Genomic DNA, 25,949 nt, shown 5'->3' on the forward strand with positions numbered 1-25,949 from the left:
TTCCACCGAAAAATCCCGGCCCATCTGCGTCAAAGCGCATTGTTCTCATCCCGCTGTGCTTGTAAGGAAATTGCACGGCCCCAGGGGCTGCGCCGTGCGGGCGTGATGGAATGGTAGACATATCAGACTTAAAATCTGAAGGGCGTATGCCCGTGTGGGTTCGAGTCCCACCGCCCGCACCAAAAAACCGTATAAGCGTTTTTAAAAAAACAAATAAAAATATGGCACCTTTCGTGCCCCACATTCTGCCCCACACTTGGTGAGGTATGCTTGCCAATCGGGCGGCCTTTTCTTCGATTAGACTTTCCAGTTCAGCAACCTTCGCCAGATTGACGCCTGTGCCCTGGTGAATCATCCATTTGCTGTCTTTCTCTGTGCACAAGAACGATTGATCCGATCGAAATGGCGTGTAGACCATTCACTAATTTTCCAGGGAGGACCCCACAGGCTCTGAAACTCGATCAGTCTGGAGCCTGGTCTTCGCTTGGCCTACAGTGTTGCTGGGCCTCTCCAACCGAAAAAGGAGCTCCTATGTCCCGACTTTCAGAACGCACAGACTTTGCCACCGAAATCTGCAAGCAGGCTGGGGTAGTGGCCAAAAAGTTCTTTGCAGATCGGGTCAATCTTGTCGTTGATCAAAAAGGCGCTCAGGACTGGGTTAGCGAGGCGGACAGGAGCGTTGAGACTTTCATTCGTCAAAAGATCGCGGAAACTTGGCCCAAAGATGGCGTTTACGGTGAAGAACATGGCGCGGTAGCGGGAGAGAGTGGCTTTGACTGGGTTATTGATCCAATTGATGGAACCACGAATTTCGTGAACGGTATTCCAGCATGGACCATTGTTCTGGCTGGTGTCACCAACGGCCAAACGGAGATTGGCGTGATCCATGATCCAAACGTGGATGAAACATTTGTCGCAACGCGCGGAGAATCAGCGACACTTAACAGATCACCGATACGCGTCGCTTCAGGAGTGCCGTTGCGCGACGGAACTGTGGCAGTAGGATACTCGAACCGGATTGAAAGCCGTCATGTTTTACCCGTGATCGAGAACCTGATCGAGCACGGGGCGATGTTTCACAGAAATGCCAGTGGAGCGCTTTCGTTGGCCTACGTCGCTGCCGGACGCCTTTTGGGTTACGTCGAGGAACACATGAATGCTTGGGATTGTCTGGCTGGGCAATTGCTGGTCGCGGAAGCGGGCGGTGTTGTCGAGGATCAGAACGCCGATGCGATGATCCGAGACGGCGGGCGCGTGATCGCAGGCACGCCAGATGTGTTCGAGACGTTGCGTGAGATCGCAGAAAACGCTTGGAGCGCTTAACGTCTAAGTAAAAGAGACCCAACCTGAATCAGGTTTGAGTGTCGCTAGATCAGCCTGCCAGAAATGGCCTTGTGAGGGCTGGTCATACTTGCGGTCTATCAAACAATCCGAAAGTGCGCACCAAAGCAATGTACCTACTGCCCCGTGGGTCGCGATTGCAAGATCCCCGGCATGATGCGTCTGGATTATCTCTGTTACTGCGCGATGAATGCGTCTCTGCGCCTCGACAGCTGTTTCCCAACCACGATAGCTCCTATCCGGCTGAGCAAAGAAAGCATCGGCTGCGGCCTCGAAATCGTCCCGAGGCAAGTAACCGGTTGCGCTGCGGTCGTTCTCACCAAGGCCCAAGTTGCAATTCACGGGTAGCGCTCGTGGTGCAGCAAGAATCTCAGCTGTTTCGCGGGCCTTCCGCTCGCCACTGGTCCAGATCTGCGTCACGTTGGACAAGACTTCACTGGATGCAAATTCATTAGCGCGTTTGCGGCCCACAGCATTCAAGCCCCACTCAGTTATCGGGACGGCCGGGTCGACAGAGACCTCGGGGTGCGAGATGATAATGAGTTTCGGCATTTAATCCGGCAAAAGAACGGGGCCTTTGTCAGCAAAGCCCATTTTGATTTCGGTGCCGGGATCAAGCGGCGCATCGACGTCATCGTGTACGACAAAAACCTGACCGAATTCACCGGTCAGCGTATATTCCATCCGAACGCCAACATAGGTCGCCTTGGCCACCGTGGCTGGGATGCCTTGGTCTGAACCGATGACCAGACGTGAGGGTCGCACGGCGATGGTTGCAGGTCCTTCGGACAATCCGCGACGTGGTAGTGTGTGGCGGTAGCCTTCTATTTCTATCGTTGCCGCGTCGCCATTGATTTCGACGATTTGGCACTCCAAAAGGTTTGCCTCGCCTATGAAATCAGCGACAAATCGGTCGTTCGGGGCGTCGTAAAGCTGGCGTGGGGTGCCCATTTGGGCGATTGCTGCATTGCGCATGACAACAATCTCATCCGAGACCGCCAGTGCCTCCTCCTGATCGTGGGTAACGTAGACAACTGTCAAACCAAGATCTTGCTGGATTGCCCGAATATCCTCTCGCACCTGACGGCGAAGCTTGGCATCGAGGTTGGACAGCGGCTCGTCGAACAGCAGAACCTGCGGCTCAAGAACCAGCGCGCGGGCGACTGCAACACGCTGTTGTTGACCCCCTGACAGTTCAGAGGGAAGACGGCTGTCGAACCCCTGAAGGCCAACCAGTTCCAATCCATTCAGAGCGCGGCTGCGGGCTTCATCCTTTGCAAAGCCCGAGAATGTGAGGCCATACATCACGTTTTCCAGCACGCTCATGTGAGGGAAAAGCGCGTATGACTGGAACACCATGGATACGTCGCGGTCGGTGGCAGGCAACTTGGTCACGTCCCGATCTCCGATCAGGATCTTGCCCGAGCTTGCCATTTCCAACCCGGCAATCATGCGCAGAGTCGTTGTTTTCCCACAGCCTGACGGGCCAAGCAGTGTGACGAGCTTTCCCGCCTCGACGTTCAGGTTGATGTTGTCGACGGCAACGACATCCTTGCCGAACACTTTCGACACGTTCTCAAAGCGTACCGGGGCGGCCTTGGAACCGATTTTGGTGTCGGTCATGGCGATGTCTCCGTTGCGTGCTGCGTGCGTCGGCCAATCTGGACCCGACCGACGAGAAGTTGCAATAAGCCGACCGCCGCGAGCATCACGAAGATCAGCGTCGTCGAATAGGCGATCGCAAGGCCATAGTCGTTGTTCTCGACCCGACCGATGATGTAGCTGGTCGCCATGTCATATTCTGCGCTGACCAGAAAGATGACGGCCGAGATCGCCGTCATGGCGCGCACAAAGCTGTATACAAGCGCGGCAAGTATCGCAGGGCGCAACAGCGGCAGAATGATATTTCGGAACGTCTGCCACGAGTTTGCACCAAGGGTCAGCGAGGATTCATCAAGGCTGCGGTCAAGCTGCGACATGCTCGCGATCCCCGCACGAACGCCGACCGGCATATTGCGGAAGATGAAGCTGACAACGAGAATGACACCCGTACCCGTGATTTCAATCGGCGGAACGTTGAAGGCCAGGATGTAGCTGACGCCGATCACTGTCCCGGGGATGGCGAAGGACAGCATTGTTCCAAATTCGAAAGCGTTCTTGCCTGCAAAACTTTGTCTTGTCAGCAGATAGGCGGTCACCAGGCCAACGGCGGCAGTCAATGGCGCAGCAATGGCCGCGATGGTTATGGTGGTCCAGAAACTGTCCCAAGCTGCCCCGGTCCAGCGAATACCCTCTTCTTCGAAGCGGACCGAGAATGCAGTGATATAGTGTTTGATCGTCAGCGAGTTATCGACGCCCCACAGCTCGACAACACTGCCGTAAATGATCATCGCGTAGACAACAATTGTGAACAGCGCCCAACCCAGGGCGATGAGCAGTACCGGAACAGAAAGGCCAGTGGGCATCAGTGGATGAACGCCGGCATCCCCTTTGCCGGTGACGGTTGTATAGCTTTTCTTCCCCAGCCAGACACGCTGCGCGTAAAAGGCGGAAAGAGTAAAGAACAGAAGCACCATGGCCAGAACCGCAGCCCTGCCCTGATCGTACTGAGCGCCGACGATGGCAAAGAATATCTCGGTCGAAAGCACGTCGAAATTCCCGCCCAATACAAGCGGATTTCCGAAATCGGCCATGCTTTCGATGAAGCCGAGAAGAAATGCATTCGCAAGACCCGGCCGCATCAAAGGCAGAGAAACTGTCTTGAATGTCTGCCATCTGCTGGCGCGGAGCGTTTGCGCCGCTTCTTCCATCGACGGAGAGACACCTTCAACCACACCGATCAGAACAAGAAACGCAATTGGCGTAAACGCGAGTGTCTGCGCGATCAGGATGCCCGGCATTCCGTAAAGCCAGCGTGTCGGTTGCGTGCCGAACAGTTCGGCAACGAACCGGGTGACAGAGCCGGACAGGCCAAAAAGCAGGATCAGCGCCAGGCCGATCACGAATGGCGGGGTGATTATTGGCAGAACGGTCAGAGCCCGCAGCGCGCGCTTGTAGCGAAAGCCTGAGCGCGTCACGACAAGTGCAAAGCAAAGACCAAGAACCGTGGTGATGACGCCAACGAGGATGGCAAGGAACAGTGAATTCCAGGCTGCGCCACAACGCGCGCCCTGAAAACACCCCAGACCCCACAGTCGATCATCGAAAAACTTCGAGAAGAAGACCGCGATGGAATACGCGCCGTCTTCGGTGATGAAGGCAGCGAAAAGCATCTTCGCGATGGGAAAAAAGACAAACGCGGTGACAATTGTAATAACGCCCCCGATGGCGCTTACGACAAAGACGTCACCGTTAATGGCACCCCTTGCCGCGATCCCCTGAGTAAGCAGGAACAGAAAGCTCGAGGCGCATATCATCGCGCCATAACCCATGCCGAACTGACGGTCGCCAAGTTCGCCAAACATCGCCTCCAACCAATGAAAGTTGAAACCTCTGATGCCAATGCTGAACCCCTGAGCGATCAGCCAGCCAAAGCCAAGCGCCCCTGACAAGATCAATATGCGGGCGTAAACTGGATCAGATTTGGTGCGCTTCAACACCAGAAGCGGCAGGGCCAGCGCGATCACAAGCGGCGCGAGCCAAAGTTTTTCACCCTGCCCAATCAGAAACGCAGCGGGGGCGTAACCCTCATCGAATGGATAGCCGTCCAAAAGCCACTCGAACGACCAAAGGCCACCGTCGACCATGTACCAAGGTAACAGGCAGAATCCGACCCACCCGGCCGTGATCCAGAAGATCAGGACCGGATGGGTCGTTTTTGAAGTCTGGTCAGTCATTTACTGCGGCAGAGTCGAAACCTCTTCGTCCCATTTCTGCAACAGACGCTTCCGTTCGTCCGAGGACCCATACTTTTTGAAGTCATAATCAATCAGCTTGATCTGACTCATGTCTGGCGCGCTCTCCGAAGTTTTTGCGTTCTTGTTCGACGGTACCTGAAACGCGTTGACCTGAAGAGCAAGATTCTGAGCTTCTGGAGACAGCGCCCAGTCATAGAACTTTTTCGCCTCTTCTTCGTTGCGTGCCCCTTCAATAATCGACATCGAGCCGATTTCGTATCCCGTGCCCTCGCATGGCGCGACGACCATAATCGGGAATCCTGAAACGGCCTGCTTCACGGCGTCATGCATGAAGACGATACCAATGGTGTTCTCACCTCGACCGGCGGCCTTGATCGGCGCGGACCCGGACTTGGTGTATTGGTTGATGTTCGAATGCAGGCCCTTCATGAACTCAAAGCCTTCATCCTCGCCAAAGATCTGAACCATCGACGCCAGCGTGGTATACGCCGTACCTGATGAGTTCGGATTCGCCATCTGAACGTGGCCCTTGTATTCGGGCTTCAGCAGGTCTTTCCAACAGGCCGGTTCGGGCAGGTTGTTTGCAGCGATAAGATCGGAATTGTAGCCGTAGCCGAGTGCGCCCGAATAGATGCCGATCGTTCTGTTGCCGGCGCTTTCTGCCTGGGATATCGCCCAATCATGAAGCTGGTCGCGCATCGGCGAAATGTATTCCATCGTCAGGCCCTCTTCGGCGGCCTGCAAATGCGGATCACCCGTACCGCCCCACCAAACGTCTCCTTTCGGGTTCGAGCTTTCGGCGCGTATTTGTGCAAAGGTCTCCCCTGACGACTTCCGGGTCATGTTGACGTCGATGCCCGTTGCATCTTCAAAGCTGCGCGCCATCAGTTGGCACCAGTCTTCTTGCGCCGAGCAATAAAGTGTCAGCTTGTCGGCCTGTGCCGCCGACAGTGACGCAGCCAGGGCGATCACCGATCCAACCGTGGTGGATATCAATTTCCTCATTTTCTTCCTCCCTTTGAGCTTGATGCGTCCGGGTTTCCCGGTTCTTTCATGCCCTTCCTCATGCAGCCTGTCGAAGTTTCTTTATGACAGTTTTGACTTCTGGATTGTCTGTCAGATTGTTCAGTAAATCTGACAGGTCGCTTTCTTGAACCAACTTTGCGGCCTTTGCCGGTGAAAACCAGTGACGCGTGCGTTCACCTTTTTCCTTCCAGCGTCGCTTCAGCTTTTCCACGACCATCGGATAAAGGGTGACGCGGCAGCGAACGCTGCTTCGCCCCTCGTATCGTTTATCATAGAAAAAATGACCGATTGGCCGTTTCGATATGGTGCCGACGGCGCCTGCTTCTTCTTGCGCTTCGATTTCAGCAGCTTGCCATGGTTTTTTGCCGTCCATTAGCCAGCCCTTCGGGATAACCCACCGGCCGGTATCTCGCGAAGTGACCATAAGAACGCGCAACTTGCCAGTCTTGTCCCAGCGCATCGGAAGCGCCGCAATCTGATCTGCCGTTTCGCTGTCGCCCATGCCGCCTCTCAATGCCACACGATCAAGAACCAAAAGGAAGCTGTCTTGTTGGCAAGTTGGCCGGTCAACGCTTTGCCTTGGCTCGTATTCTGAATTTGATCAGCCTGTGCATCTTTGCTTTGCGCTTCGAAATACTTGTGTTCGCTCGAATTCTCACAACCTTCCGAGGGTTATGCAACAAAAAATATTGCATTATGACCGAAAGCCCACAAAAGTGGGTTTCGAAACCTAGTCGGGTCGTCGGATGTCCAAAACTAAAACGCGCGGCAAAATGTCTGAAAAGAACCACAGCCGGGTAAAGAAATCCGACCGGCGCCAGCAGATATTGCTGGAACTGAAGCTGCGCCCGCATGTTCGCATCAACGAACTGGCGCAGCGGTTCAACGTCTCCACCGAGACGGTACGCAGAGATTTCGATGCTCTGTCGAATGATGGCTTGATCGCGCGGGCACACGGGGGGGCATCGGCCGCCGCGCAAGGGCACTATCCGGGTCTGGATGAACGAACAAACGCACAGGTTGAGGAGCGCGAACGCATAGGTGCCACAGCGGCAGAACTGATCCAGAGCGGTGAAACGGTCATGATCGATTCCGGCTCGACCACAATCGAAATGGCACGTGCACTGGCTTATATTGGCACATCTTGCACCGTAATCACCAATTCCATTCCCGTAGCCATGACCCTTGGCCATGGGGCTGCACAAGTGCTGTTATGCCCGGGGGAATACTTGGCAACTGAGTCTGCAACGATCGGAACCGAGACGCTGGAGTTTCTGTCCCGTTTCAACGTCGACAGGTGCATGATCGGTTCCTCGGGGTTTTCGCCCGATGGCCCTTCAGAAACGGTGCGCGGCTTTGCGGCAATAAAGAGGGCAATGCTGTCGCGCGCCCAGAAACGGCACCTTCTTGTTGATTCCGGGAAATTCGGCCGGAAAGGCCTGTCTCAAGTGGGGGGCCTTGACGACCTGGATTCAATAATCACCGACAAAAAACCAACAGGAGAATTGCATAACGCCATTGAAGGCGCCCGGGTCGACGTTCTCGTCGCCGGGTAGATATGAAATGACTGATTAACGGCGGATAAAAAGCACCGCACTTGACTGGGAGGAAAACATGAAGATCGATATCAAACTATTGCTTGGGGCATCTGCAATCGCGCTCATGTCGATAAGTGGAACGGCGTCGGCGCAGGATTGTCCACGCGGTGACTTGGACGAGCGTTTTTGTGATGCCGACGGGGATTTGATCGCGGATATCCCCACGGATCCTTCCGAGCAGATAGATCCAGACACTTTGATTTTTGCCTATACGCCGGTTGAAGATCCCGCCGTATACAAAACCGCGTGGTCAGATTTTCTTGACCATTTGAAAGCGGAAACTGGCAAGGACGTCGTCTTTTTCCCTGTTCAAAACAACGCGGCCCAGATCGAGGCGATGCGTTCGGGGCGTTTGCATATTGCAGGTTTCAACACCGGTTCCAACCCACTGGCGGTAAACTGCGCCGGGTTCCGTCCGTTCACGATCATGGCTTCGAAGGACGGAAATTTTGGTTACGAGATGGAGATCATCACCTATCCGGGTTCGGGCATCGAAAAGGTCGAAGACATCAAGGGGAAGCAACTGGCTTTCACATCGCCTACATCGAACTCGGGATTCAAAGCGCCCTCGGCGATCCTGAAAAGCGATTTTGATCTTCTGCCCGAACGCGATTTCGAACCTGTCTACTCGGGCAAGCACGACAACTCGATCCTGGGTGTCGCCAACAAGGATTACCTGGCGGCATCGATCGCGAACTCGGTAAAATCCCGGATGATCTCGCGCGATGTGATCAAGGAAGATGATGTCGTTACGATCTACAAGTCGCAGACCTTCCCGACCACGGGGTTTGGCACCGTCTACAACCTGACACCCGAGCTGCAGGAAAAGATCCGCAATGCCTTCTTCAATTTCGATTGGGAGGGGACGACACTTGAAGCTGAGTTCTCAAAATCAAACGAAGGCCAATTCCTCGAGATGACCTATCAGGAATTCTGGGACGTTATTCGCAAAATTGACGCGGCAAATGGCGTCTCTTACGCCTGCCAGTAATTTTTGGCTCATCCGGCGGGCCTGAAAGGGCCCGCTGTTCACCCTAATCTGGGGCATTTCATGCTGCGTCTTCAAAAGCTGACGAAAACATACAAGACCGGAGATCAGGCCCTGAAGGCGATTGATCTTGAGGTTCCAAAAGGACAGGTTCTGGCGTTGATCGGGCCCTCGGGCGCGGGCAAATCAACCATGATCCGCTGTGTCAACCGGTTGGTTGAACCGACAAGCGGCGGTGTCCTTCTGGATGACGTTGACGTGACCAAACTCGGCTCGGGTGCGCTGCGGAAAGCACGCCGCCAAATGGGCATGATCTTTCAGGAATATGCTTTGGTTGAACGCCTCACGGTGATGGAAAACGTATTGTCCGGCAGGCTGGGATACGTGGGATTCTGGCGCAGTTTCCTGCGACGGTATCCGCAGTCTGATGTGGACGAAGCCTTCCGCCTGCTTGATCGGGTGGGGCTGTTGCACATGGCTGATAAGCGGGCGGATGAACTGTCGGGGGGTCAACGCCAAAGGGTGGGCATCTGCCGCGCCTTGATTCAAAACCCGAAACTGTTGCTGGTTGATGAGCCAACCGCGTCGCTGGACCCCAAAACCAGCCGTCAAATCATGCGGCTAATCACCGAGTTATGTCAGGAACGCGGATTGGCAGCCATCATCAATATCCATGATGTGGCGCTCGCTCAGATGTTTGTTCCCCGCGTTGTGGGACTCCGATTTGGCGAAATCGTGTATGATGGGCTTCCCACCGGCCTTACCCCTGAGAAGCTGACCGAAATCTATGGGGAAGAGGACTGGGAGGCAACCATCGAAAAAGTGGACGAAGATGAAGATGTCGAGGCCGCAGAATGAGCCATCGAGAACTGGACGACATGTTGGGGAAAGGCTGGCGTAAGCCTGCCTTTGTCAAGAACCCAGTGCTCCGCTGGGCATTGCTCCTTGGATTTTTCGCCTACCTGATCGCAGCTTTTATGACCATCGAAGTCGATTGGGGCCGTGTCTATGAAGGGCTGAATCGCGGTTGGGCGTTTGTTCTTGCATTCACCAGCCCAGACTTCATTTCACGGTGGTCAGATATTTGGAGCGGCCTTCTGGAAAGTATCGTGATGACCGTGGCCGCGTCGGTCGTGGGCATCCTGATATCGATCCCGATCGGGCTGGGGGCTGCACGCAATATCGCGCCATTGCCAATCTACATGATTTGCCGAGGCATTGTTGCGATAAGCCGGGCATTGCAAGAGATCATCGTTGCCATATTGCTTGTGGCGATCTTCGGCTTTGGCCCGTTGGCCGGATTTCTGACGCTTTCCTTCGCCACCATCGGGTTTCTCTCGAAACTTCTGGCCGAAGATATCGAAGCCATGGACAAAGTTCAGGCCGAGGCGATCAAGGCCTCTGGAGCGCGTTGGCCACAATGGATCAACTATGGTGTCCAGCCGCAAGTGATGCCGCGACTTGTGGGCCTTTCCATGTATCGGATCGACATCAACTTCCGGGAAAGCGCGATCCTCGGGCTTGTCGGGGCTGGTGGAATTGGTGCGACTTTGAACACCGCATTCGACCGCTATGAATACGACACCGCGGCGGCCATTCTCATTCTGATTATCGGCATCGTGATGGCTCTGGAATACCTTTCGGGAATTATTCGAGCGAGGGTTCAGTAATGCCGATACTTGAACGCGACGATGCGCAAATCTGGCGTCGCCGGACAACAGGTCAGAGCTTGGTTCGTTGGTTCGGCTGGCTGTTGGGCGTGGCGATCTTTGTTTACTGCTGGCAGCTGATTTCGGAATCGACCACTTGGTTTTTCGTCTGGGACGCGCCCCGGATCGCCAATGATATCTGGACCCGGGCGACGCCTCCCAAATGGGAGTACATCACCCAACTGGGCCGCCCGATTTGGGACACGCTGAACATTGCCACCTTGGGAACAATCATCGCCCTGTGCGTGGCAGTGCCCGTCGCCTTTTTGGCGGCCCGCAACACCACGCCATCGGCCTTGTTCATCCGGCCGATTGCCCTGTTGGTCATTGTCTCGACTCGGTCCATCAACTCGTTGATCTGGGCGCTTCTTCTGATCGCGATTATTGGTCCCGGAGTGTTCGCCGGTGTCATAGCAATCGCCATTCGTTCAATCGGGTTTTGCGCAAAGCTTCTTTACGAAGCGATTGAGGAAATTGATCATACGCAGGTCGAAGCAATAACGGCAACCGGTGCTTCACGCTGGCAGGTCATGGCCTATGGGATCGTACCGCAAATCCTGCCCGCGTTTGCAGGCATTGCTGTTTTCCGTTGGGATATCAACATCCGCGAATCCACGGTGCTCGGGCTGGTTGGAGCCGGAGGTATCGGGTTGCAATTGTCGGCTTCGCTCAACGTTCTGGCTTGGCCACAAGTCAGCCTGATCCTGATTGTCATTCTCGTCGCGGTTATGATCAGCGAATGGGTTTCGGCGAAGGTACGAGGAGCCATCATTTGACCGGTTTCTCTGTGCAAGATGCTTTTGACGCCTACGAGGCTGTACGACATCGCCTGCCGCAAACCAGATCTACCGAATTGAGTTATCGCCAGGCGGATACGCTGGAGGACATAGCTCATGAGTTTGACGTGTTCCTCCTCGATGCTTTCGGGGTTCTCAATATTGGTGATACGGCAATCCCGGATACGCCAGATCGGGTCAGGTCGCTGACAGCCGCCGGCAAACGTGTTCTGGTCGTGTCGAATGCCGCCGGGTTTCCCCACGCAACTCTTATGGAGAAGTACAACAGGCTTGGTTACGATTTTGCACCACAAGACGTGATCACCAGCCGGGCCACGTTGTTGTCTGAACTGAACGGCCAAAGTGATTTGCATTGGGGATTGATGGCGGCCCCCAGTGCCGGCCTTCGCGATCTGGAGGGGCTGAAACTGTCCTATCTGGAGGATGACCCGAAGCCCTACGAAACCGTCGACGGGTTCTTGTTGATCGGGTCAGCGGTTTGGACTGAAGCGCGACAAGCCATGTTGGAGGCCACTTTGCAAGAGCGTCCCCGCCCGGTATTGGTCGGCAACCCTGACATTGTCGCTCCGCGCGAGTACGGTTTTTCCAAGGAACCCGGTCTTTACGCGCACCGGCTGGCAGACCGGACAGGCGTCGCCCCTCAGTTCTTTGGAAAGCCTTTCGCCAATATTTTTGATCTTGCTTTCCAATGTCTCGGGCACATCGACAAGTCCCGGGTTCTGATGGTGGGCGACAGCCTGCACACCGACATACTGGGCGCACGAGAAGCAGGCATAGCTTCCGCCCTCATCTCGGGATACGGTTTCTTCGCAGGGCATGATGCTGAAGCAGCGATCATAAAGGCAGGGATAGTCCCTGACTTTGTCGTAAGCCGGCCTTGATTCCAGGGCGTTACCCTTAGATGCGTTTTCTTGTTAACGCTTACTCGTGTGTCGGCTGATTTTGCGTGGCAAACTTGCCGACCATATACATGCAGTGCCACGTGTGAGCGGCGGCTTTGGAAAACTCCTCCGCAACCACAGAACTCTGAACTCATGTCTGGATTGGACTGTTATCACACATCCCAACAAACTGACGTATCGGCCGCTTTGCCCGCAATTCGCAGGATATCTCAACCAGGTTCACGGCCTCAGTCCACGGCGGGTTAAGGAAATACTGTACTTTTTCTATTAGCTTTTTAGGGGTTCTTTCGGGACCGTTCACAAGTCGCCGTCTATCTTATCGAATCAAGTCCCCGAACCAGCGACCGCGCGCACCGTCGCCGCGCAGCCGTTTCTTGAACCGATCAAACGCGATGAGCGCCATGTCCTCAAATGTCGGGTCGTTCGGGTTGTTTTCTGCATCAAGACGCCGGAGTTCAAGTTCCGCAATCGGATCGTCGTCGCGTTCCGAATTAGAGGACCATTTTTTCGTTCTGTGCGCGCATCAAACAGGGACATGTCAGGGAAATATCCAATCCCCCATGCTGGCGCTTGCGGTTGTCTTAGAACCGATAGAACCAGCGACTGCCGTTCTGCGACTTCTTGAGAAAGAACCCGCCACCGCATTGAACAACGATACAAGGCGCGGCATTTATTGCCTGCGCTGCTGATAGTCGGTTTACGTCTCTTGCTTTAACTGCCCCACGCTTGCGGCGCGGTGCTTTCCCAAATTCTGTTGCAGTGTGCTGCAGGTGCCGGATTAATTTAATAATAGTATTAATGTGTTAGAGATTAAATATAGCATAGTGTACTAGCCACATGGTGCTCACCGCCCGCACCAAAAAGAATAAGAAAATGCCGTGACTTATGCGTGCGTGGCAGAACGCGCGGGTGCTGCGAAGCCCCATAAAACTCTGCTGTGCGACTATGCTTAAACCGGAAACCCCAATTGTCGGATCAGTTTCCAAATGTCCCTGTTCGCGGCTGACAGCTGATCAACGACTGCTTCGATCTGGAGCAGCGCGTTGTCGTCCACGGTATCTTCGCGGCCGAGTTTTATGTCGGTTTTGCGGTCAGCGATCCGCATAAGGATCGTTTTCGGGTTTCCGCTTTCAGGGTCGAAAGAATAGATGCAATGGTTGTACTTGTTGCGGATGCCAGAAAGCTTGGCCAGCCTTTGCGTATGTTCAAGGATCGGATCGCGAACCCGGGCAGGGCGCCCTTCCATTTTTGCAAGTCTTTCAACCAGATCTATTCGCGCGCGGGTAGTGTTCAAAGTCAGAAAGATGATTACGGCCACGTCCTTGGACGTTCCAGTCAGGCCGGCGATCAGATGGATCAGCAGGCTCTCGGTGTTTGTCCACATGTAGTTCAGCCTGCCGACCAAAAGGATCAGGCGGTCGAACCGGGCTTCAAAGCGATCAGTCAAGGGCGGTCTGCTGCGCCTCATGAGGCGCAACCTCGAAATAGAAATGAGCAGCCGCCGTCCGGTTGCTGACACCGATCTTTCCGACAACGTTATGCATGTGCAGCTTGACCGTGTGTTCCGTGATGCCCAGCTTGGCCGCAATCAATTTGTTGCTTTTGCCTTCTGAGACCAGTTTCAGAACCTGTTTTTCGCGGCGTGTCAGCTTAGAGTACTGTGCGTGCCGATCCGCGCCGTTGGATGTAATGGCTTCCCGTTGCCGTGGTCTCTCGGGCGCGCGCTGACAGGGGGGTGAAACACAGTCAGCCAGAAAGCTGGGAAGATAAAGTTCCTCGTGCATCAGCAGTCTGAGGATGGCGCGCCACGCGTCCGGTGCCACGTTCATCGGCAGAAAGCCGACATCGCCAAACTGCGCGCGGTTCCAGCCTTCGAACAGGTGCCGGGCCGATTCCTCTTTGCGGTAGGCGAAGGCAAGACAGCCGGAACCTGCACTTTTGGTGTATGCGCCTGGGCGCGCCAACAGGTCTTCGATCAACATCTGATCCACGACGACGATCTTGCCGCTGTCCGGAACACTTGTACGCATCGCCTCGAGTGTTTCGAAGCGAAAAGCGCGGACACCAAATTCGGTTTGAACGCTTCTTAGGGTTTGATTTGAATAGAATAGTTCTTTCCCGAGGAAGACAATTGAAAAATCTTCTGAATAAAAACTTTGATTGCCAGATTCATTGTTCAAAGACTCACTCATTATATTCCCTCACAAAACGGGGTTAACCGGAAATGGCTTTATCGAAATGGAATTACCGGTGTAAAAGTAGTTAACTAATCAAAGAATTACGTGAGGTTTACTATAGCTGAAAACGTGATTTTCTACAACCAGACGGTATAGTTCAAGTGCCTTTGATATAGAACTATTGTTTAGGTTTTTCGGTGTGGCATTGTGTAACCAGTGGAAACAATTGCATTATTTTTTATTGCTTTCTTAATTTAGAACTTTTTGTTCCAGCCCGGCGAAAGTTCCGCAATATTCTCAAAATAAAAATAAAAAACAATAGCTTATCCTCATCAGAACTTTCAGTTAGCTAGTCGCAAGCGTGCGTCGCTGCGAACATGGTCGGGCTTTAATTGTGAAAGTATCTGTCCCTGCCGCGCCCGTTCCTTGCGCATTTCAGCATCGATTGTGAACGGCCGCGTATTCGGCTTAGCCGGGAAAGGAGGTGGCCTCAGGTAAACTACCGTGAACCGCATTCAGCGTGCTTGAACGCTGTGCGGGAATTTTAGTTTCAATTACGCCCGTTGCCGCTTTGTAGATGAATGGCGGTCAGGCGTTCCAGAAATGGGAATTTGTTATGAGACGCAATGTTAATAATACAAACGTAACGACCGTTGACGAAATCGTTGTCGAAAACCTGGATGCTCCGGTGGATGTTGAAATTCAGGTTGATGAGGCTCTTGTCGAAGCTGATGTGACTGCGCAGCAACAGCAGCAGGACCAGAATGTAGAGAACGCCAACGAACAGGGTCAGGATCAGGGTCAGGACCAAGGTCAGGATCAAGACCAGGGTCAGGATCAGGACCAAGGTCAGGATCAGGACCAGGGTCAGGATCAAGACCAAACGCTTAATGCCGGCGACAACACCAACGACAACTCCAACAGCAACTCAATCAATATCGATTTCGGCGGCGGTGAGTGGATTCCGCGCGACGATGATCAGGTTGATCTGGATCTTGGCGACTCGGCGACAGTGGGTGACGTGATCACTGCTGGTCGCGATCTGACCTATGATCCAGGCGATGACATGAATCTGGATATCTCGATGGACGGCGCCGGAACGGCAATGTCATCCGTGAACAGCCAAGTCGCCAGCCTGAGCGACGACGACACGCTTGATTCACCGTCCGTATCCAACAACGCTGACTTCTACCAGAATGGTGATGCCAATGGTGGCACGGCAACTGCGGCTGAAGGTATTAGCTCGGATGCCGGCGGTGGAAAATCGGGCGACGGTGGAACCAGTTACGGTGGCGCGGCCGATTCATCAACCTTGGGCAGCCACGCGTGGGCTGACGGTGGCGATACCGGCAGTGCGGATGCCGATTCCAGCGCTGGCCAGGGCGGATCGACCGGTGACGCAAGCAATGCCAGCAATGGTGTTGGTATGGCAGGCGCAGGATCCGACGGTGACAGCGCCGGTGGAGATGGCGGTGCCGCAGATGGCTCAGCCTCGTCCGACAATGATGGCAGCACAAGTGCCGATGGCAGCGGAACCGGTGGGGCCGGCGGCAGCGCGGATTCGTTTGGTCTGGGTCTGGGCCTTGGTCTGTCCGGTTCGAACGCAGCCGGTAACGCAAACGGCGGCGACAGCGATTCCGACTCGACAGGAACCGGGACCGGAACGGCGGACAACGCTGCGGACGCGTCCGGCGCGGACGGTGGCGATGGTAATGCTGCGGCAGATGGTTCGGCTTCGAACACAAGCGACAGCAACACCGATGCGAATGACGCCACGGCGGGTGACAACACTGCGGACGGCTCTGCTGACAGCGGCGCGGACAGCTCGGCTGACGGCTCTGGCGGAACTGGAACCGGTGGTGACGGATCCGGCGGTGACGGCACTGGCGGTGACGGCACCGGTGGCGACGGTACCGGCGGGGACGGCGAAGGTGGATTCGGCGCGATGGTCGAAGCTGCAATCATGGCTCTGCAGGAAGAACTGGGCATGATTGACGCCGAAGCGGGCGAAGGCGGCGACGGAACCGGCGGTGACGGCACCGGTGGCGACGGCACGGCCGGTGACGGTTCAGGTGGCGACGGCTCGGGCGGCGACGGCTCCGGCGGGACCGCTGACGCGGATTCCGATGCTCAGGGTGTTGGCGATCAGTCGGCAAGCGGGCCGGATATCGACCAGAGCCCGGGCGACGTGAACGGCGCGGCCAGCAACTCGCAGGACACCGACGGAAGCGGTGGTGACGGCGGGTCGAACGCAGCGGATGGCGCGGCGGATGCGGCCGGTACCGGAACATCGGCTGCCGACGGTGACGGCGGCGCGGGCGGTAGCACAACGCCGACCTCTTCGTCTACCGGCAACGGAGCCGGGTCTGCCGACGCGGCCAATACCGCAGGCAACGGCGGAGCTGCCGACATCTTCGGAGACGCCGACACAAACGGTGCGGCTGACAGCTTGGCCGAAGCAATTGCCGGATACGGCGGCGAAGGCAGTTCCGACAATGATGCCACATCGACTGGGTCGGGCGACGCAGCTGGTGCGGCTGACTCGGGCAACGGTGGTGCCGGTGGCGCATCCGCCGCGAACGGTGGAACCAGCGGAGCTTCGATGGGCACTGCAACGTCAGGCGATACCATGGGTGGCATGATCACCGGTGGTAACGGTGGCGGCGCCTATTCAGGTGACGGTGGTGCCGGCGGCAATGGTGGTGCCTGGGGTGCGAACAATGGTGGCGATGGCATCGTGACCGGCGAGTCCTATGCATCGGCGGCAGCTGTCGTTGATACGTCTGCGTTCAACCAGTCGATCATCATGGGCGCCAACGTCCTGGGCAACACGGTCGATACGACCATGGTGGGTGGTTCGATGAACATGTCCCACGCCAGCGACGACACGGACGTTTAAGTCAAAAGGCGGGGCTCGCATTTTCGGGCCTTGCTACCTTTCGAAAATGCCGGGGCCGCAAAACGCGGCCCCGGCCCAACTGAACCCAAAGCGGAAATTACGAGCCGCCGCGGGCAAAAAGGATAACCGACATGGCACTTGACGGTATTACGGAAACGATAGCGCATTTTGTTGGAACTTTTGAGCTTACGATAGAACAAGCCCGCCTGAGGGATCAGTACGAGGAATTCAGCGCCCTGAGGCGTAAAGCCGAAATAGACGGGCTTGATGAGCCTACCTCGATCAACATCAAAGCTGATCTGGATATCCCGTCGGGCGAATACAAAGCCCTGCCATTCAATTTTCTTCCCTCTCAACCAGAACTTCCGTTGCCGAAGGCTCCTGTCGGGCCGGTGCATGAGTCGGTCATCATCCTCAATGGTGACAGCGCGGAATCCACGCGATTTGTCCCAGACAGCATATCCGGCCCGTCTTCTGCACCGGAACTGATTATTCTGCGACCGGATACGGTGCCACTGGGTTCGGCAATGACGTTCACCGTGCAAAAGGTGGTCATGCGCGACAACGATACGGTGGGGGAAGGGGACTTTCGCGATACCGAGGCGCTGATCGCCCAGGGCGAAGAGATGATGGACATGGCGCTGTCGCTTCATGCCATGGCAGCCCCTTCGCTTTCGCTCGCGGATTACAAGTCGACCGAAATGCTCGAGGCGCTGGCCCAACAGATGTCGGCCCCGGTAAACGCGAATATCGATGGGGTCACGATACATCAGTTTCATGGCAATGATGCGTTGGGGGTGATCGTGAACGGCAAGTACGTTGACGACGCTCCGGTATGGACGGACATCCTGCCTGCGTTCCATCAGCCGGATGAAGCCGGAGAGGATGAGGCCGAGGCCATGCTTCCGGCCGAGTGGGATCAGTCGAAAGATCCTGACTTTGACGACGGACACCTGGTCGTGACCGGCGGGAACCTTGCGATCAATGCTGTCTCGGCATCTGTAGGTTGGGTTGATGCCCCCTATATCGCCGTCGGAGGGCAGGCGATCAGCCTGACCGCCATCAGCCAGGTTGCGCTTGTGTCAGATTGGGATGTGGGGGCGCCGGGAACGGGCAGCGGCACCAATGTGATCCAGTCCTCGAAGATTGAAGTCGAAGGCCGAAATGCCCCCTGGCTGGACAATGGCGCCGGAACAACAGGACAGCCTGACTTTATCGTTGTGGATTGGGTCCACGGTGATCTGGTTGTGGCCAACTTCGTCAAGCAAGTTATCGACGCCACGGATATTGACAACATACAGACCGAGATTTCGGCCGCATCGACCTTGTACGCGCTGGGCGACAACGAAATGTTCAATGTCACCGACATCGTGCAGCTGGGCAGTTTTTACGACCTTATCATGATCGACGGGAATATGATCTCCGTGGACATGTTGTACCAGACCAACGCCCTGATGGATGACGATATCATCAGCGGCGGTATGCCCGGTGCAATGGCCGGAGATGATGAAAACGTGATCATGAATGACGCGTCGGTCAAAACGGTAGGCGCCGATACACATCAGGATTTGCAGCAGAACCTGTCCGACGCCATGGCGCTTGATCAAACGGATATGGATGCGTTGGAGAATGCGCTGCTCAACGATCCCTTGTTCGCAGGGATGGAGCAGTTGCGTGTGCTCAAGATCGACGGAGACTTGTTGCAGGTGAACATCGTTGAACAGGTCACCATGATGCTGGATCAGGATCAAATTGACCTGTCCGGTCCCAGTGCCGCCGATACCGATGTCGTCGCAGGCAGCAACGCCCTTTTGAATTCCGTCAATCTGACCAAAATGGGTGTGGATTCGACGGTCATGGCCGCTGACGGATCTTATTCTGACCTGCTGCTTCATCAGGCCAGCCTGATTGACGTACCGGACAACCAGGAAATCACAGATATGACCAACGAGGCGATCGCCGCAATCATGGCGGACATGTCTGTGCCGCAACCGGATGCGGCCCTGGCACTGGACGCACAATCCACTGACACAACGACACCAGATGACGGCCTGCAATCCATGCTGGCCTGACCCCCCAAGTTTTTATCGAGTGACCAGAAGGTTTGTATATGTCGATTGTTTTTTCGTCGCGCCGTCCACTCTTATCCAGTCCACTGGACAGGCAGGGCGGTTTGGGCCCGAAGCGCCAGCGCGCAGACGGTGGGGCAGATCCAGCGAGACAACGGGTCAAAGCCCGTTTGCACCTGACGCAGGAGATGCGCGTGTCTGAGTCAGATCCAGATTCGACGGTTGAAACCGAAGCGCCACAGCAATCCGAAGACCAAAAACACTCACGCGAACAACGGCGCGCTGATCCTCCCCATCAGCGTGCGCAGCCGCAATCCGCGCAAGATGAAGACCCGGCGGGTGGTGGCAATGGGGTGGCCGATGCCGACGGCCCGGATCCGGCATCCGCCGGGGACTCGACTGCGCGCAAGACCCCCTCTGCACGCGCATCCGGTGAGAACGGCATAGGCACCACGATCGAGGCCAAGGCAAACCAGCCACTGTTGCAAACGAATTCTGGCGGCGGTGATGGGAACGGGCCACCCCAAACCTTCCACAAACGCACCCCGCCCGAAGATTTCCAGCGCACGTTGCGCGTTTCGATGCGGGCGATCCGGCGCAATCTTGCGTTTGTTCTGGTCCTGACCTGCGCCACGAACATTCTGATCCTGGCGATCCCGATCTATCTGTTCCAGATCAGTGACCGGGTTCTGACCAGCCGGTCGCTGGACACGCTGATCATGCTGACGGCCATCGTTGCAGGGGCGGTGATCTTCCAGTCTGCCTTTGATGCGGTGCGGCGGTTCATGCTCATGCGGACCGGGGTCGAAGTGGCGGCCCGGCTGGGCGCACCGGTTCTGAGCGCGGCGGCCCATGCGTCGCTGCACGGAAACGGGCGCGAGTATCAGACATTGGGCGATCTGCAACAGCTTCGTGGTTTTCTGGTCTCGGGCACGCTGCTTTCATTTCTAGACGTGCCGTTTGCACCCCTGTTCATTCTGATGATTTTCCTCGTGCATCCGCAACTGGGCATGATCGTGGTGGTTACTGCGTTGATTCTTATGACGATTGCACTGATCAACCAGAAAACGACTGCCAAGCCATTTGCCGAGGCCAACAAGGCGCAGTCCATGGCGAACCTGCATCTGGATTCGATGTCTCGCAACAGTCAGATCATTAATGCTCTGGCAATGATACCCGAGGCCGTGCGGATCTGGGGGCGGGATACCGCCCAATCGCTGACCTGGCAGGTGCGGGCGCAGGACCGCAACGTGATCTTCGCTGCAATCTCGCGCGCAGTTCGCCTTTTGACGCAGATCGGAATTCTGGGTTGGGGCGCGTTTCTGGCGCTGCAAGGAGAGATCACAGGCGGTATGGTGATTGCGGCCTCGATCATTGCCGGGCGTGCCTTTGCGCCGATTGAAGGTTCGATTGAAGGATGGAACAGCTATCTGCTGACGCGCGGAGCCTACGGCCGGATCAAGGCGCTGCTGTCGACCTCGGCCCTGCAATACGAAAAACTGCGCTTGCCACGGCCCGAAGGTCGTCTGGATGTCGAACGTCTGCTCTATGTACCGGGCGGAACCAAACGCGTGGTTCTGAACGGCATCACGTTCTCGCTGGTTCCCGGTGAAACTTTGGCCATCATCGGCAATTCCGGTGCTGGGAAAACCACGCTTGGGAAAACTCTGGTGGGATCCATTCTGCCCACATCGGGCAGCGTCAGGCTTGACCTGATGGACATCCGAAACTGGGACCCGCGCCAGTTTGGCGAAAGCATCGGCTACCTGCCGCAGGATGTTCAGCTGTTCCCGGGCACGATCAAGGACAATATCGGCCGGATGCGGGCGGATGCCACTGACGAACAGATCCACGATGCCGCCGTTCTAGCCGATGTTCATAACATGATTGCAACGTTGCCGCAGGGATATGAAACCGTGGTGGCCGCTGATGGTTCGCCTTTGTCCGGTGGTCAGAAGCAGCGTATCGCACTGGCACGGGCGTTCTTCGGCAACCCCAGGATGGTTGTGCTGGATGAACCGAATTCAAATCTCGACGTCGCGGGCGACAAGGCGCTGGCATGTGCGATCGAACAGGCGCGGCAAAGCAAGATCACCGTGGTCGTCATTACGCAGAAGCCGACGTTGTTGAATGTTGTCGACAAGATCATGCTGCTGACGGACGGGCGTGTGGCCCTGTTCGGTCAGCGTGATCAGGTTCTTCAGCAGATCAACGGGCCGCGCAAGCAGACTGGAATTGAAGGCCAGCAGGGGGGCTGACCATGAATGACCTCGTACCTGTGAACAACTCAGCCAATGAACCAGAAGTCTGGTATGCCGAGGTTCCGCGCTCGATCAACAGGTTGATAGTGATCGGGGTGGTCTTGCTTGTCGTTTGCTTCGGTGGTTTCGGGGTCTGGTCCTTCAGTGCCCCACTGGCCGCAGCGGTCATCGCGCAAGGCAGCTTTGTGGCCACGGGCCGCAACAAGATTGTCCAACATCTTGAAGGCGGCATCATCGAAGACATCAAGGTTGTGGAAGGTCAGGCGGTTCAGGCAGGTCAGGTGTTGATGACCCTGGACCAGACCTCGGCCCAGGCCAATGAGCGTGAATTGCATATTCGCAAGTTGCGCCTTCAGGCCATGACCGAGCGGTTGCTGGCCGAGTACGGGGAACGCGACCGCCTCGTGTTTTCGCAGGCGCTTGTCGAAGCATCCGAAGATCCTGAAATAATGGCCATTCTGGATGGTCAAAAGCTCAGCTTTGATGTGTCGCGCAAGACGCTGCTGAATGACTTGGCTTTGCTGGAGCGCAATATGGAAGCGCTGAAAATCCGATCCAGCGGATTTGAGGCGCAACTGGACAGCATGGCCCGGCGCGCCGAGATATTGCAGGAGGAATTTGAGGCCAAAAGCCAACTGTTCGAAAAGGGCCTTGTCCGCAAAGGGGAGTTGAACACGATCCGTCGTGTGCAGGCCGAAGCCGAAGGTCAGCAGGCCCGGTTGCAGGCGGAAGCCGCTGAAATCAACCAGATGCTGCTGAAATATGACGAACAGATCGCGCGTACGCGGTCCGCCTATCGTGAGGCCGCACTGGATGAACTGGGCGTGATCGAAGCTGATCTGGAAAGCGTGCGTGAAAAATCCCGACAGGCGCGCAGTGTTCTTGACCGGGCCGTGGTGCGCGCGCCGGTAACCGGAACGGTGGTGCGATTGCATTATCACACGCCGGGCGGTGTGATTGAGACCGGGGAACCGATAGCTGAAATCCTGCCCGCAGATGCGCCCCTGATCATCGAGGCACAGATTCCGCGTACCGAGATTGACAGTGTCGTCACGGGGCAGACCGCCACAGTCCGCCTGATCGCGTTGAACCAACGCACGACGCCTGTTTTGTATGGCGAGGTGTTCTATATCTCGGCCGACGCGCTGCTTGAGGATTCGACCGGTGTTCCGCAGGAAGTCTATCTGGCACGAGTCTCACTGACCCCGGATGAGTTGCAGCGCGTGCGCGGCTTTGTTCCGACACCGGGGATGCCCGCAGAAATCATGATCCAGACCGAGGAGCGCACCTTTGCGGCCTATATCGCCAAACCGGTATCAGACAGCATGTCGCGCGCGTTTCGCGAGCAGTAACACGCGCGTTTCCTTCCATGTCTACACCTTCCAAAATTCGCATGTTAACCTCTGCGCGGTGACGTAAAGGAGAACTCACATGCCGGTGACGGTGAAAGAGATGATGGAGGCGGCCAACGCGGTGGTCGAGCGTATCGATACGGCCAAGGCAAAGGCGATGACCGAACAGGGGGCGCTGCTGTTGGACATTCGCGATGCAAATGAGCTGGAACAGACGGGCCGCGCCGTCGGAGCGCATCATATACCCCGCGGCATGCTGGAGTTTCGGGCAGATGATGCATTGCAATCACATGACCCTGAACTGCGCAAGGATCGCCCCATCGTGTTGTACTGCGCATCAGGCGGGCGCGCGGCTTTGGCCGGAAAACTCCTGAAGGATATGGGATACCAGAGGGTGTACAATCTTGGTGGATTGACGGACTGGGTGAATGGGGGCGGTGAAATCGCCAAATCCTAGCTTCGGAACCGTCTGAAACTGACACAAATCAAAGTACAACACATTCGAATCGTGAAATATTTGACCGGAAGCCATAAAAAGGAAAGCCCGGCCATGTTTCGCCTTGCCGCTATGCTGTATTCACTGATTGCAACTGCTCTGTCTGGTTCGGCCGTAATCGCCGTGCTGTCGGCCGGAATGGTGTCCGTCAGCGCAATTGTGGGCGCCGCGGCCGCGGGGGCCGTAATCGCAGCTCCGGCATCCTGGATGGTGGCCAGGCGGCTGTATCAAGGCGCTTGATCAGGCGTTCAGGAAGGTCCTGACGGCAGCTTCGAACTCGCGCGGTTTTTCGGCGTGCAGCCAGTGCCCGGCGCCGGGGATCTTGGCAAATCGCGCGCTGGGAAACAGTGCGCGGATTTTGGCCCGATGTTCCGGCAAGACGTAATCTGACTCGCCCCCCGACAGGAACAGTGCGGGGCCTTGCCATTGGGCGTCCAACTCGGGAAAGCCCATGATATTTGGCATCTGGTCCGCCAACACATCCAGGTTCAGCAGCCAACGCTTTCCCTTGATGTCCAGCGATTGGGTGAAGAAGCTCTGCAATGCTTTTTCAACGCCTTGCTCGGCCAATTGCTGCTCGGCATCCGAGCGGCGTGCAATGCGCGAGAAATCCACGGCACGCATGGCCTCGATAAATTGAATTTGGCTGTGCGTGTATTTCACCGGCGCAATATCTGCGACCACCAGTTTGTTCACCAGCGCGCCGTGTTGCAGCGCAAGTGTCATCGCGGCCTTGCCGCCCATTGAATGCCCAAGTACGTCTGCCGTCCCGCCGGTCCGTTCGATGACCTCGGCGATATCCTGCGCCAGATGGGGATAGTCGTGACAAGCGTCCCATGCGCTGTAGGCGTGGTTACGCATATCGACGGCCACAACCTGCCGCTGGTCTGATAGCCGTCTGGCAATCACGCCCCAGTTTCGGGCCGATCCATACAGGCCGTGGGCAATGACAAGGGGCGGTCGGGCGGTCGGTTCGCCATGTATGATGGTGTTCAGCATGTACCGCGTGATACAAGTCACAGCCGGAAACGACCAGCCCCATTGTAGGTCATAGACGCTGCCGCTAGATTGCCTCGGCAGGAGGCCACCAATGCCGCAGGACCCAGACATTCAGACCCGGATCGCCGAAACGGTTGTGTTGCTGCGCGCAAAGCTCGGGGTGCGCGACAAGACGCTCGAGGCATCAATCCGCAAGGCCAAGCGCCGACTGCCGCGGCGCGTCTACAAGCAGGCCTTGATTCTGGCCCGGGCCGAGGCGATGGCCTCTCATCCCAAACTGAGGCTGGTTCTGGACAACCCCAAGCTGATCAAGGCGTCCGACGTGGTGCAGGAACATCTGGGGTCCATCAATCTTGCGGATCGCAGATGGGGTTGGTTCCTTGGCCTGCTGGGGGGGCTGGCCTTCAACATGCTGGCACTGACGACGCTTCTGTTGGTTTTTCTGTGGTGGCGCGGCTTGATCTGAGCTTGGATTCTGGACAACGCGCCAAGGTCTGAACATGGCGCAAACCCCTGTGTGCGGTAACATCGAAGGCACGGATTCGGTGTGAACAGCTGCGCGAAAAGCTGGTCGGGGCGGAAAAAGCGCGTATTGACCAGAATGGCCTTGGCGACCTTTGGGCCCGAGACCTTGCCAAAACACCGGATATGCGCTGGGCGAGATCCAGAACGTTTTCAGGGATCTGACGCAAAAAAACGGCGCCTCATGGCGCCGTTCCGTGTTGGAGGATGGACCAGTTACAGGTTCGGATAGATCGGGAATTTGGCGCAGAGGTCTGCGACTTCGGCCTTGACCTTGGCCTCGACGGCGCCGTTGCCGTCTTCGCCATTGGCGGCCAGGCCGTCGACCACTTCGATGATCCAGTCGGCGATCTGGCGGAATTCGACCTCGCCGAAGCCGCGGGTGGTGCCGGCGGGCGAACCCAGACGGATACCCGACGTGATGGTCGGCTTTTCCGGATCAAACGGCACGCCGTTTTTGTTGCAGGTGATATGCGCGCGACCCAAGGCTTTCTCGGTGGCGTTGCCCTTGACGCCTTTGGGGCGCAGGTCGACCAGCACCACATGGGTGTCGGTGCCGTGGGTCACCGTGTCCAGACCGCCCTTGATCAGCTGATCCGACAGTGCCTGGGCGTTGGTGATCACCTGCTTGACATAGTCCTTGAACTCGGGCCGCAGTGCCTCGCCGAAGGCCACGGCCTTGGCCGCGATCACATGCATCAGCGGGCCGCCCTGAATGCCGGGGAAGATGGCCGAGTTCACTTTCTTGGCGATATCTTCATCATTGGTCAGGATCATGCCGCCGCGCGGGCCGCGCAGGGTCTTGTGCGTGGTGGTGGTGGCCACATGCGCATGCGGGAACGGGCTGGGATGCTCGCCCGCCGCGACCAGACCGGCGAAATGCGCCATGTCCACGTGCAGATAGGCACCGACCATGTCGGCGATCTGACGCATGCGGGCAAAGTCGATCTGGCGCG

At 56.5% G+C, this 25,949-nt stretch carries 23 protein-coding genes and 1 tRNA gene; 15 read left to right on the forward strand and 9 right to left on the reverse strand.

Annotation, left to right across the window (positions count from 1 at the left end; translation table 11 throughout):
• Positions 1-96: 96 nt before the first annotated feature.
• Positions 97-182 (forward strand) — tRNA-Leu (locus tag ACR0C6_RS12275).
• A gap of 349 nt (positions 183-531) precedes the next feature.
• Positions 532-1,323: an inositol monophosphatase family protein gene (locus ACR0C6_RS12280; RefSeq protein WP_480447574.1), complete on the forward strand. Its 792-nt coding sequence runs from the start codon at positions 532-534 to the stop codon at positions 1,321-1,323.
• Between the two features lie 3 nt (positions 1,324-1,326).
• Here the strand turns inward: ACR0C6_RS12280 and ACR0C6_RS12285 are convergent, their stop codons facing one another.
• Genes ACR0C6_RS12285 through ACR0C6_RS12305 form a run of 5 tightly spaced genes read right to left on the reverse strand, consistent with a single transcriptional unit; the run spans position 1,327 to position 6,726 of the window.
• Complete coding sequence (locus ACR0C6_RS12285; RefSeq protein ID WP_480447575.1) at positions 1,327-1,893, reverse strand: histidine phosphatase family protein; 567 nt, start codon at positions 1,891-1,893, stop codon at positions 1,327-1,329.
• Entirely contained in the window at positions 1,894-2,964 is a 1,071-nt protein-coding gene (locus ACR0C6_RS12290; protein ID WP_480619506.1) for an ABC transporter ATP-binding protein, read from the reverse strand.
• Positions 2,961-5,177, reverse strand: a complete 2,217-nt coding sequence (locus ACR0C6_RS12295) for an ABC transporter permease (RefSeq protein ID WP_480447578.1) — start codon at positions 5,175-5,177, stop codon at positions 2,961-2,963. Before ACR0C6_RS12295 ends, ACR0C6_RS12290 begins: the two co-directional genes overlap by 4 nt.
• Positions 5,178-6,203 (reverse strand): ABC transporter substrate-binding protein, encoded by a 1,026-nt coding sequence (locus ACR0C6_RS12300; protein ID WP_480447579.1) that lies wholly within the window; start codon positions 6,201-6,203, stop codon positions 5,178-5,180.
• 58 nt (positions 6,204-6,261) lie between these two features.
• Positions 6,262-6,726, reverse strand: coding sequence for an NUDIX hydrolase (locus ACR0C6_RS12305; protein ID WP_480619508.1), 465 nt, complete (start codon positions 6,724-6,726; stop codon positions 6,262-6,264).
• Positions 6,727-6,997: 271 nt separating this feature from the next.
• Here ACR0C6_RS12305 and ACR0C6_RS12310 point away from each other — a divergent pair, with 271 nt between their 5' ends.
• The 6 genes from ACR0C6_RS12310 to ACR0C6_RS12335 are packed head-to-tail and all read left to right on the forward strand — an operon-like array spanning position 6,998 to position 12,197.
• A complete protein-coding gene (locus ACR0C6_RS12310) occupies positions 6,998-7,780 on the forward strand; it encodes a DeoR/GlpR family DNA-binding transcription regulator (RefSeq protein WP_480619510.1) in 783 nt (260 codons plus the stop codon).
• A 58-nt stretch (positions 7,781-7,838) separates the two neighbouring features.
• A complete protein-coding gene (phnD, locus tag ACR0C6_RS12315) occupies positions 7,839-8,813 on the forward strand; it encodes a phosphate/phosphite/phosphonate ABC transporter substrate-binding protein (RefSeq protein WP_171172652.1) in 975 nt (324 codons plus the stop codon).
• A gap of 60 nt (positions 8,814-8,873) precedes the next feature.
• Positions 8,874-9,668, forward strand: a complete 795-nt coding sequence (gene phnC, locus ACR0C6_RS12320) for a phosphonate ABC transporter ATP-binding protein (RefSeq protein WP_171229690.1) — start codon at positions 8,874-8,876, stop codon at positions 9,666-9,668.
• Entirely contained in the window at positions 9,665-10,480 is an 816-nt protein-coding gene (gene phnE / locus ACR0C6_RS12325) for a phosphonate ABC transporter, permease protein PhnE (RefSeq protein WP_171229691.1), read from the forward strand. Before phnC ends, phnE (ACR0C6_RS12325) begins: the two co-directional genes overlap by 4 nt.
• Positions 10,480-11,295, forward strand: a complete 816-nt coding sequence (phnE, locus tag ACR0C6_RS12330; protein ID WP_480619512.1) for a phosphonate ABC transporter, permease protein PhnE — start codon at positions 10,480-10,482, stop codon at positions 11,293-11,295. Before phnE (ACR0C6_RS12325) ends, phnE (ACR0C6_RS12330) begins: the two co-directional genes overlap by 1 nt.
• Positions 11,259-12,197 carry an HAD-IIA family hydrolase gene (locus ACR0C6_RS12335; RefSeq protein ID WP_480619514.1) on the forward strand — a complete coding sequence of 313 codons (939 nt, stop codon included), beginning with the start codon at positions 11,259-11,261 and terminating at the stop codon, positions 12,195-12,197. The genes phnE (ACR0C6_RS12330) and ACR0C6_RS12335 overlap by 37 nt, the downstream gene beginning before the upstream one ends.
• Positions 12,198-13,167: 970 nt before the next feature.
• On the opposite strand, the gene ACR0C6_RS12340 is transcribed toward ACR0C6_RS12335, so the two are convergent.
• Positions 13,168-13,665: a hypothetical protein gene (locus tag ACR0C6_RS12340; protein WP_254443952.1), complete on the reverse strand. Its 498-nt coding sequence runs from the start codon at positions 13,663-13,665 to the stop codon at positions 13,168-13,170.
• A complete protein-coding gene (locus ACR0C6_RS12345; RefSeq protein ID WP_480447583.1) occupies positions 13,658-14,248 on the reverse strand; it encodes a helix-turn-helix transcriptional regulator in 591 nt (196 codons plus the stop codon). The genes ACR0C6_RS12340 and ACR0C6_RS12345 overlap by 8 nt, the downstream gene beginning before the upstream one ends.
• 763 nt (positions 14,249-15,011) lie before the next feature.
• On the opposite strand from ACR0C6_RS12345, the gene ACR0C6_RS12350 reads away from it, so the two are divergent.
• From ACR0C6_RS12350 to ACR0C6_RS12375, 6 genes are all read left to right on the forward strand, one after another.
• A complete protein-coding gene (locus ACR0C6_RS12350) occupies positions 15,012-17,294 on the forward strand; it encodes a hypothetical protein (protein ID WP_480619516.1) in 2,283 nt (760 codons plus the stop codon).
• A 131-nt stretch (positions 17,295-17,425) separates the two neighbouring features.
• Positions 17,426-19,366, forward strand: coding sequence for a type I secretion protein (locus tag ACR0C6_RS12355; protein ID WP_480619518.1), 1,941 nt, complete (start codon positions 17,426-17,428; stop codon positions 19,364-19,366).
• Between the two features lie 191 nt (positions 19,367-19,557).
• Entirely contained in the window at positions 19,558-21,621 is a 2,064-nt protein-coding gene (locus tag ACR0C6_RS12360) for a type I secretion system permease/ATPase (protein WP_480447585.1), read from the forward strand.
• A gap of 2 nt (positions 21,622-21,623) precedes the next feature.
• Positions 21,624-22,976 carry an HlyD family type I secretion periplasmic adaptor subunit gene (locus ACR0C6_RS12365; RefSeq protein ID WP_152457399.1) on the forward strand — a complete coding sequence of 451 codons (1,353 nt, stop codon included), beginning with the start codon at positions 21,624-21,626 and terminating at the stop codon, positions 22,974-22,976.
• Positions 22,977-23,055: 79 nt separating this feature from the next.
• Complete coding sequence (locus ACR0C6_RS12370; RefSeq protein ID WP_480447586.1) at positions 23,056-23,433, forward strand: rhodanese-like domain-containing protein; 378 nt, start codon at positions 23,056-23,058, stop codon at positions 23,431-23,433.
• Positions 23,434-23,526: 93 nt separating this feature from the next.
• The gene (locus ACR0C6_RS12375) at positions 23,527-23,712 is read left to right on the forward strand and encodes a hypothetical protein (protein ID WP_152457401.1); all 186 of its coding nucleotides are present in this window, start codon (positions 23,527-23,529) and stop codon (positions 23,710-23,712) included.
• Here the strand turns inward: ACR0C6_RS12375 and ACR0C6_RS12380 are convergent, their stop codons facing one another.
• Positions 23,713-24,471 carry an alpha/beta fold hydrolase gene (locus tag ACR0C6_RS12380; protein WP_152457402.1) on the reverse strand — a complete coding sequence of 253 codons (759 nt, stop codon included), beginning with the start codon at positions 24,469-24,471 and terminating at the stop codon, positions 23,713-23,715.
• Positions 24,472-24,562: 91 nt separating this feature from the next.
• Between ACR0C6_RS12380 and ACR0C6_RS12385 the strand changes: the two genes are divergently transcribed.
• Positions 24,563-24,937 carry a hypothetical protein gene (locus ACR0C6_RS12385; RefSeq protein ID WP_152457403.1) on the forward strand — a complete coding sequence of 125 codons (375 nt, stop codon included), beginning with the start codon at positions 24,563-24,565 and terminating at the stop codon, positions 24,935-24,937.
• A 272-nt stretch (positions 24,938-25,209) separates the two neighbouring features.
• On the opposite strand, the gene ACR0C6_RS12390 is transcribed toward ACR0C6_RS12385, so the two are convergent.
• Positions 25,210-25,949 (reverse strand): serine hydroxymethyltransferase (locus tag ACR0C6_RS12390; protein ID WP_480619521.1); only part of this gene is annotated, 740 nt, incomplete at its 5' end.

The sequence above is a fragment of the Ruegeria sp. AL12 genome, assembly GCF_056540885.1.

Coding starts and splice junctions, on each gene's coding strand:
- ACR0C6_RS12280 (WP_480447574.1), top strand. CDS start 532: ATGTCCCGACTTTCAGAACGCACAGACTTTGCCACCGAAATCTGCAAG.
- ACR0C6_RS12285 (WP_480447575.1), bottom strand. CDS start 1,893: ATGCCGAAACTCATTATCATCTCGCACCCCGAGGTCTCTGTCGACCCG.
- ACR0C6_RS12290 (WP_480619506.1), bottom strand. CDS start 2,964: ATGACCGACACCAAAATCGGTTCCAAGGCCGCCCCGGTACGCTTTGAG.
- ACR0C6_RS12295 (WP_480447578.1), bottom strand. CDS start 5,177: ATGACTGACCAGACTTCAAAAACGACCCATCCGGTCCTGATCTTCTGG.
- ACR0C6_RS12300 (WP_480447579.1), bottom strand. CDS start 6,203: ATGAGGAAATTGATATCCACCACGGTTGGATCGGTGATCGCCCTGGCT.
- ACR0C6_RS12305 (WP_480619508.1), bottom strand. CDS start 6,726: ATGGGCGACAGCGAAACGGCAGATCAGATTGCGGCGCTTCCGATGCGC.
- ACR0C6_RS12310 (WP_480619510.1), top strand. CDS start 6,998: ATGTCTGAAAAGAACCACAGCCGGGTAAAGAAATCCGACCGGCGCCAG.
- phnD (WP_171172652.1), top strand. CDS start 7,839: ATGAAGATCGATATCAAACTATTGCTTGGGGCATCTGCAATCGCGCTC.
- phnC (WP_171229690.1), top strand. CDS start 8,874: ATGCTGCGTCTTCAAAAGCTGACGAAAACATACAAGACCGGAGATCAG.
- phnE (WP_171229691.1), top strand. CDS start 9,665: ATGAGCCATCGAGAACTGGACGACATGTTGGGGAAAGGCTGGCGTAAG.
- phnE (WP_480619512.1), top strand. CDS start 10,480: ATGCCGATACTTGAACGCGACGATGCGCAAATCTGGCGTCGCCGGACA.
- ACR0C6_RS12335 (WP_480619514.1), top strand. CDS start 11,259: ATGGGTTTCGGCGAAGGTACGAGGAGCCATCATTTGACCGGTTTCTCT.
- ACR0C6_RS12345 (WP_480447583.1), bottom strand. CDS start 14,248: ATGCGTACAAGTGTTCCGGACAGCGGCAAGATCGTCGTCGTGGATCAG.
- ACR0C6_RS12350 (WP_480619516.1), top strand. CDS start 15,012: ATGAGACGCAATGTTAATAATACAAACGTAACGACCGTTGACGAAATC.
- ACR0C6_RS12355 (WP_480619518.1), top strand. CDS start 17,426: ATGGCACTTGACGGTATTACGGAAACGATAGCGCATTTTGTTGGAACT.
- ACR0C6_RS12365 (WP_152457399.1), top strand. CDS start 21,624: ATGAATGACCTCGTACCTGTGAACAACTCAGCCAATGAACCAGAAGTC.
- ACR0C6_RS12370 (WP_480447586.1), top strand. CDS start 23,056: ATGCCGGTGACGGTGAAAGAGATGATGGAGGCGGCCAACGCGGTGGTC.
- ACR0C6_RS12375 (WP_152457401.1), top strand. CDS start 23,527: ATGTTTCGCCTTGCCGCTATGCTGTATTCACTGATTGCAACTGCTCTG.
- ACR0C6_RS12380 (WP_152457402.1), bottom strand. CDS start 24,471: ATGCTGAACACCATCATACATGGCGAACCGACCGCCCGACCGCCCCTT.
- ACR0C6_RS12385 (WP_152457403.1), top strand. CDS start 24,563: ATGCCGCAGGACCCAGACATTCAGACCCGGATCGCCGAAACGGTTGTG.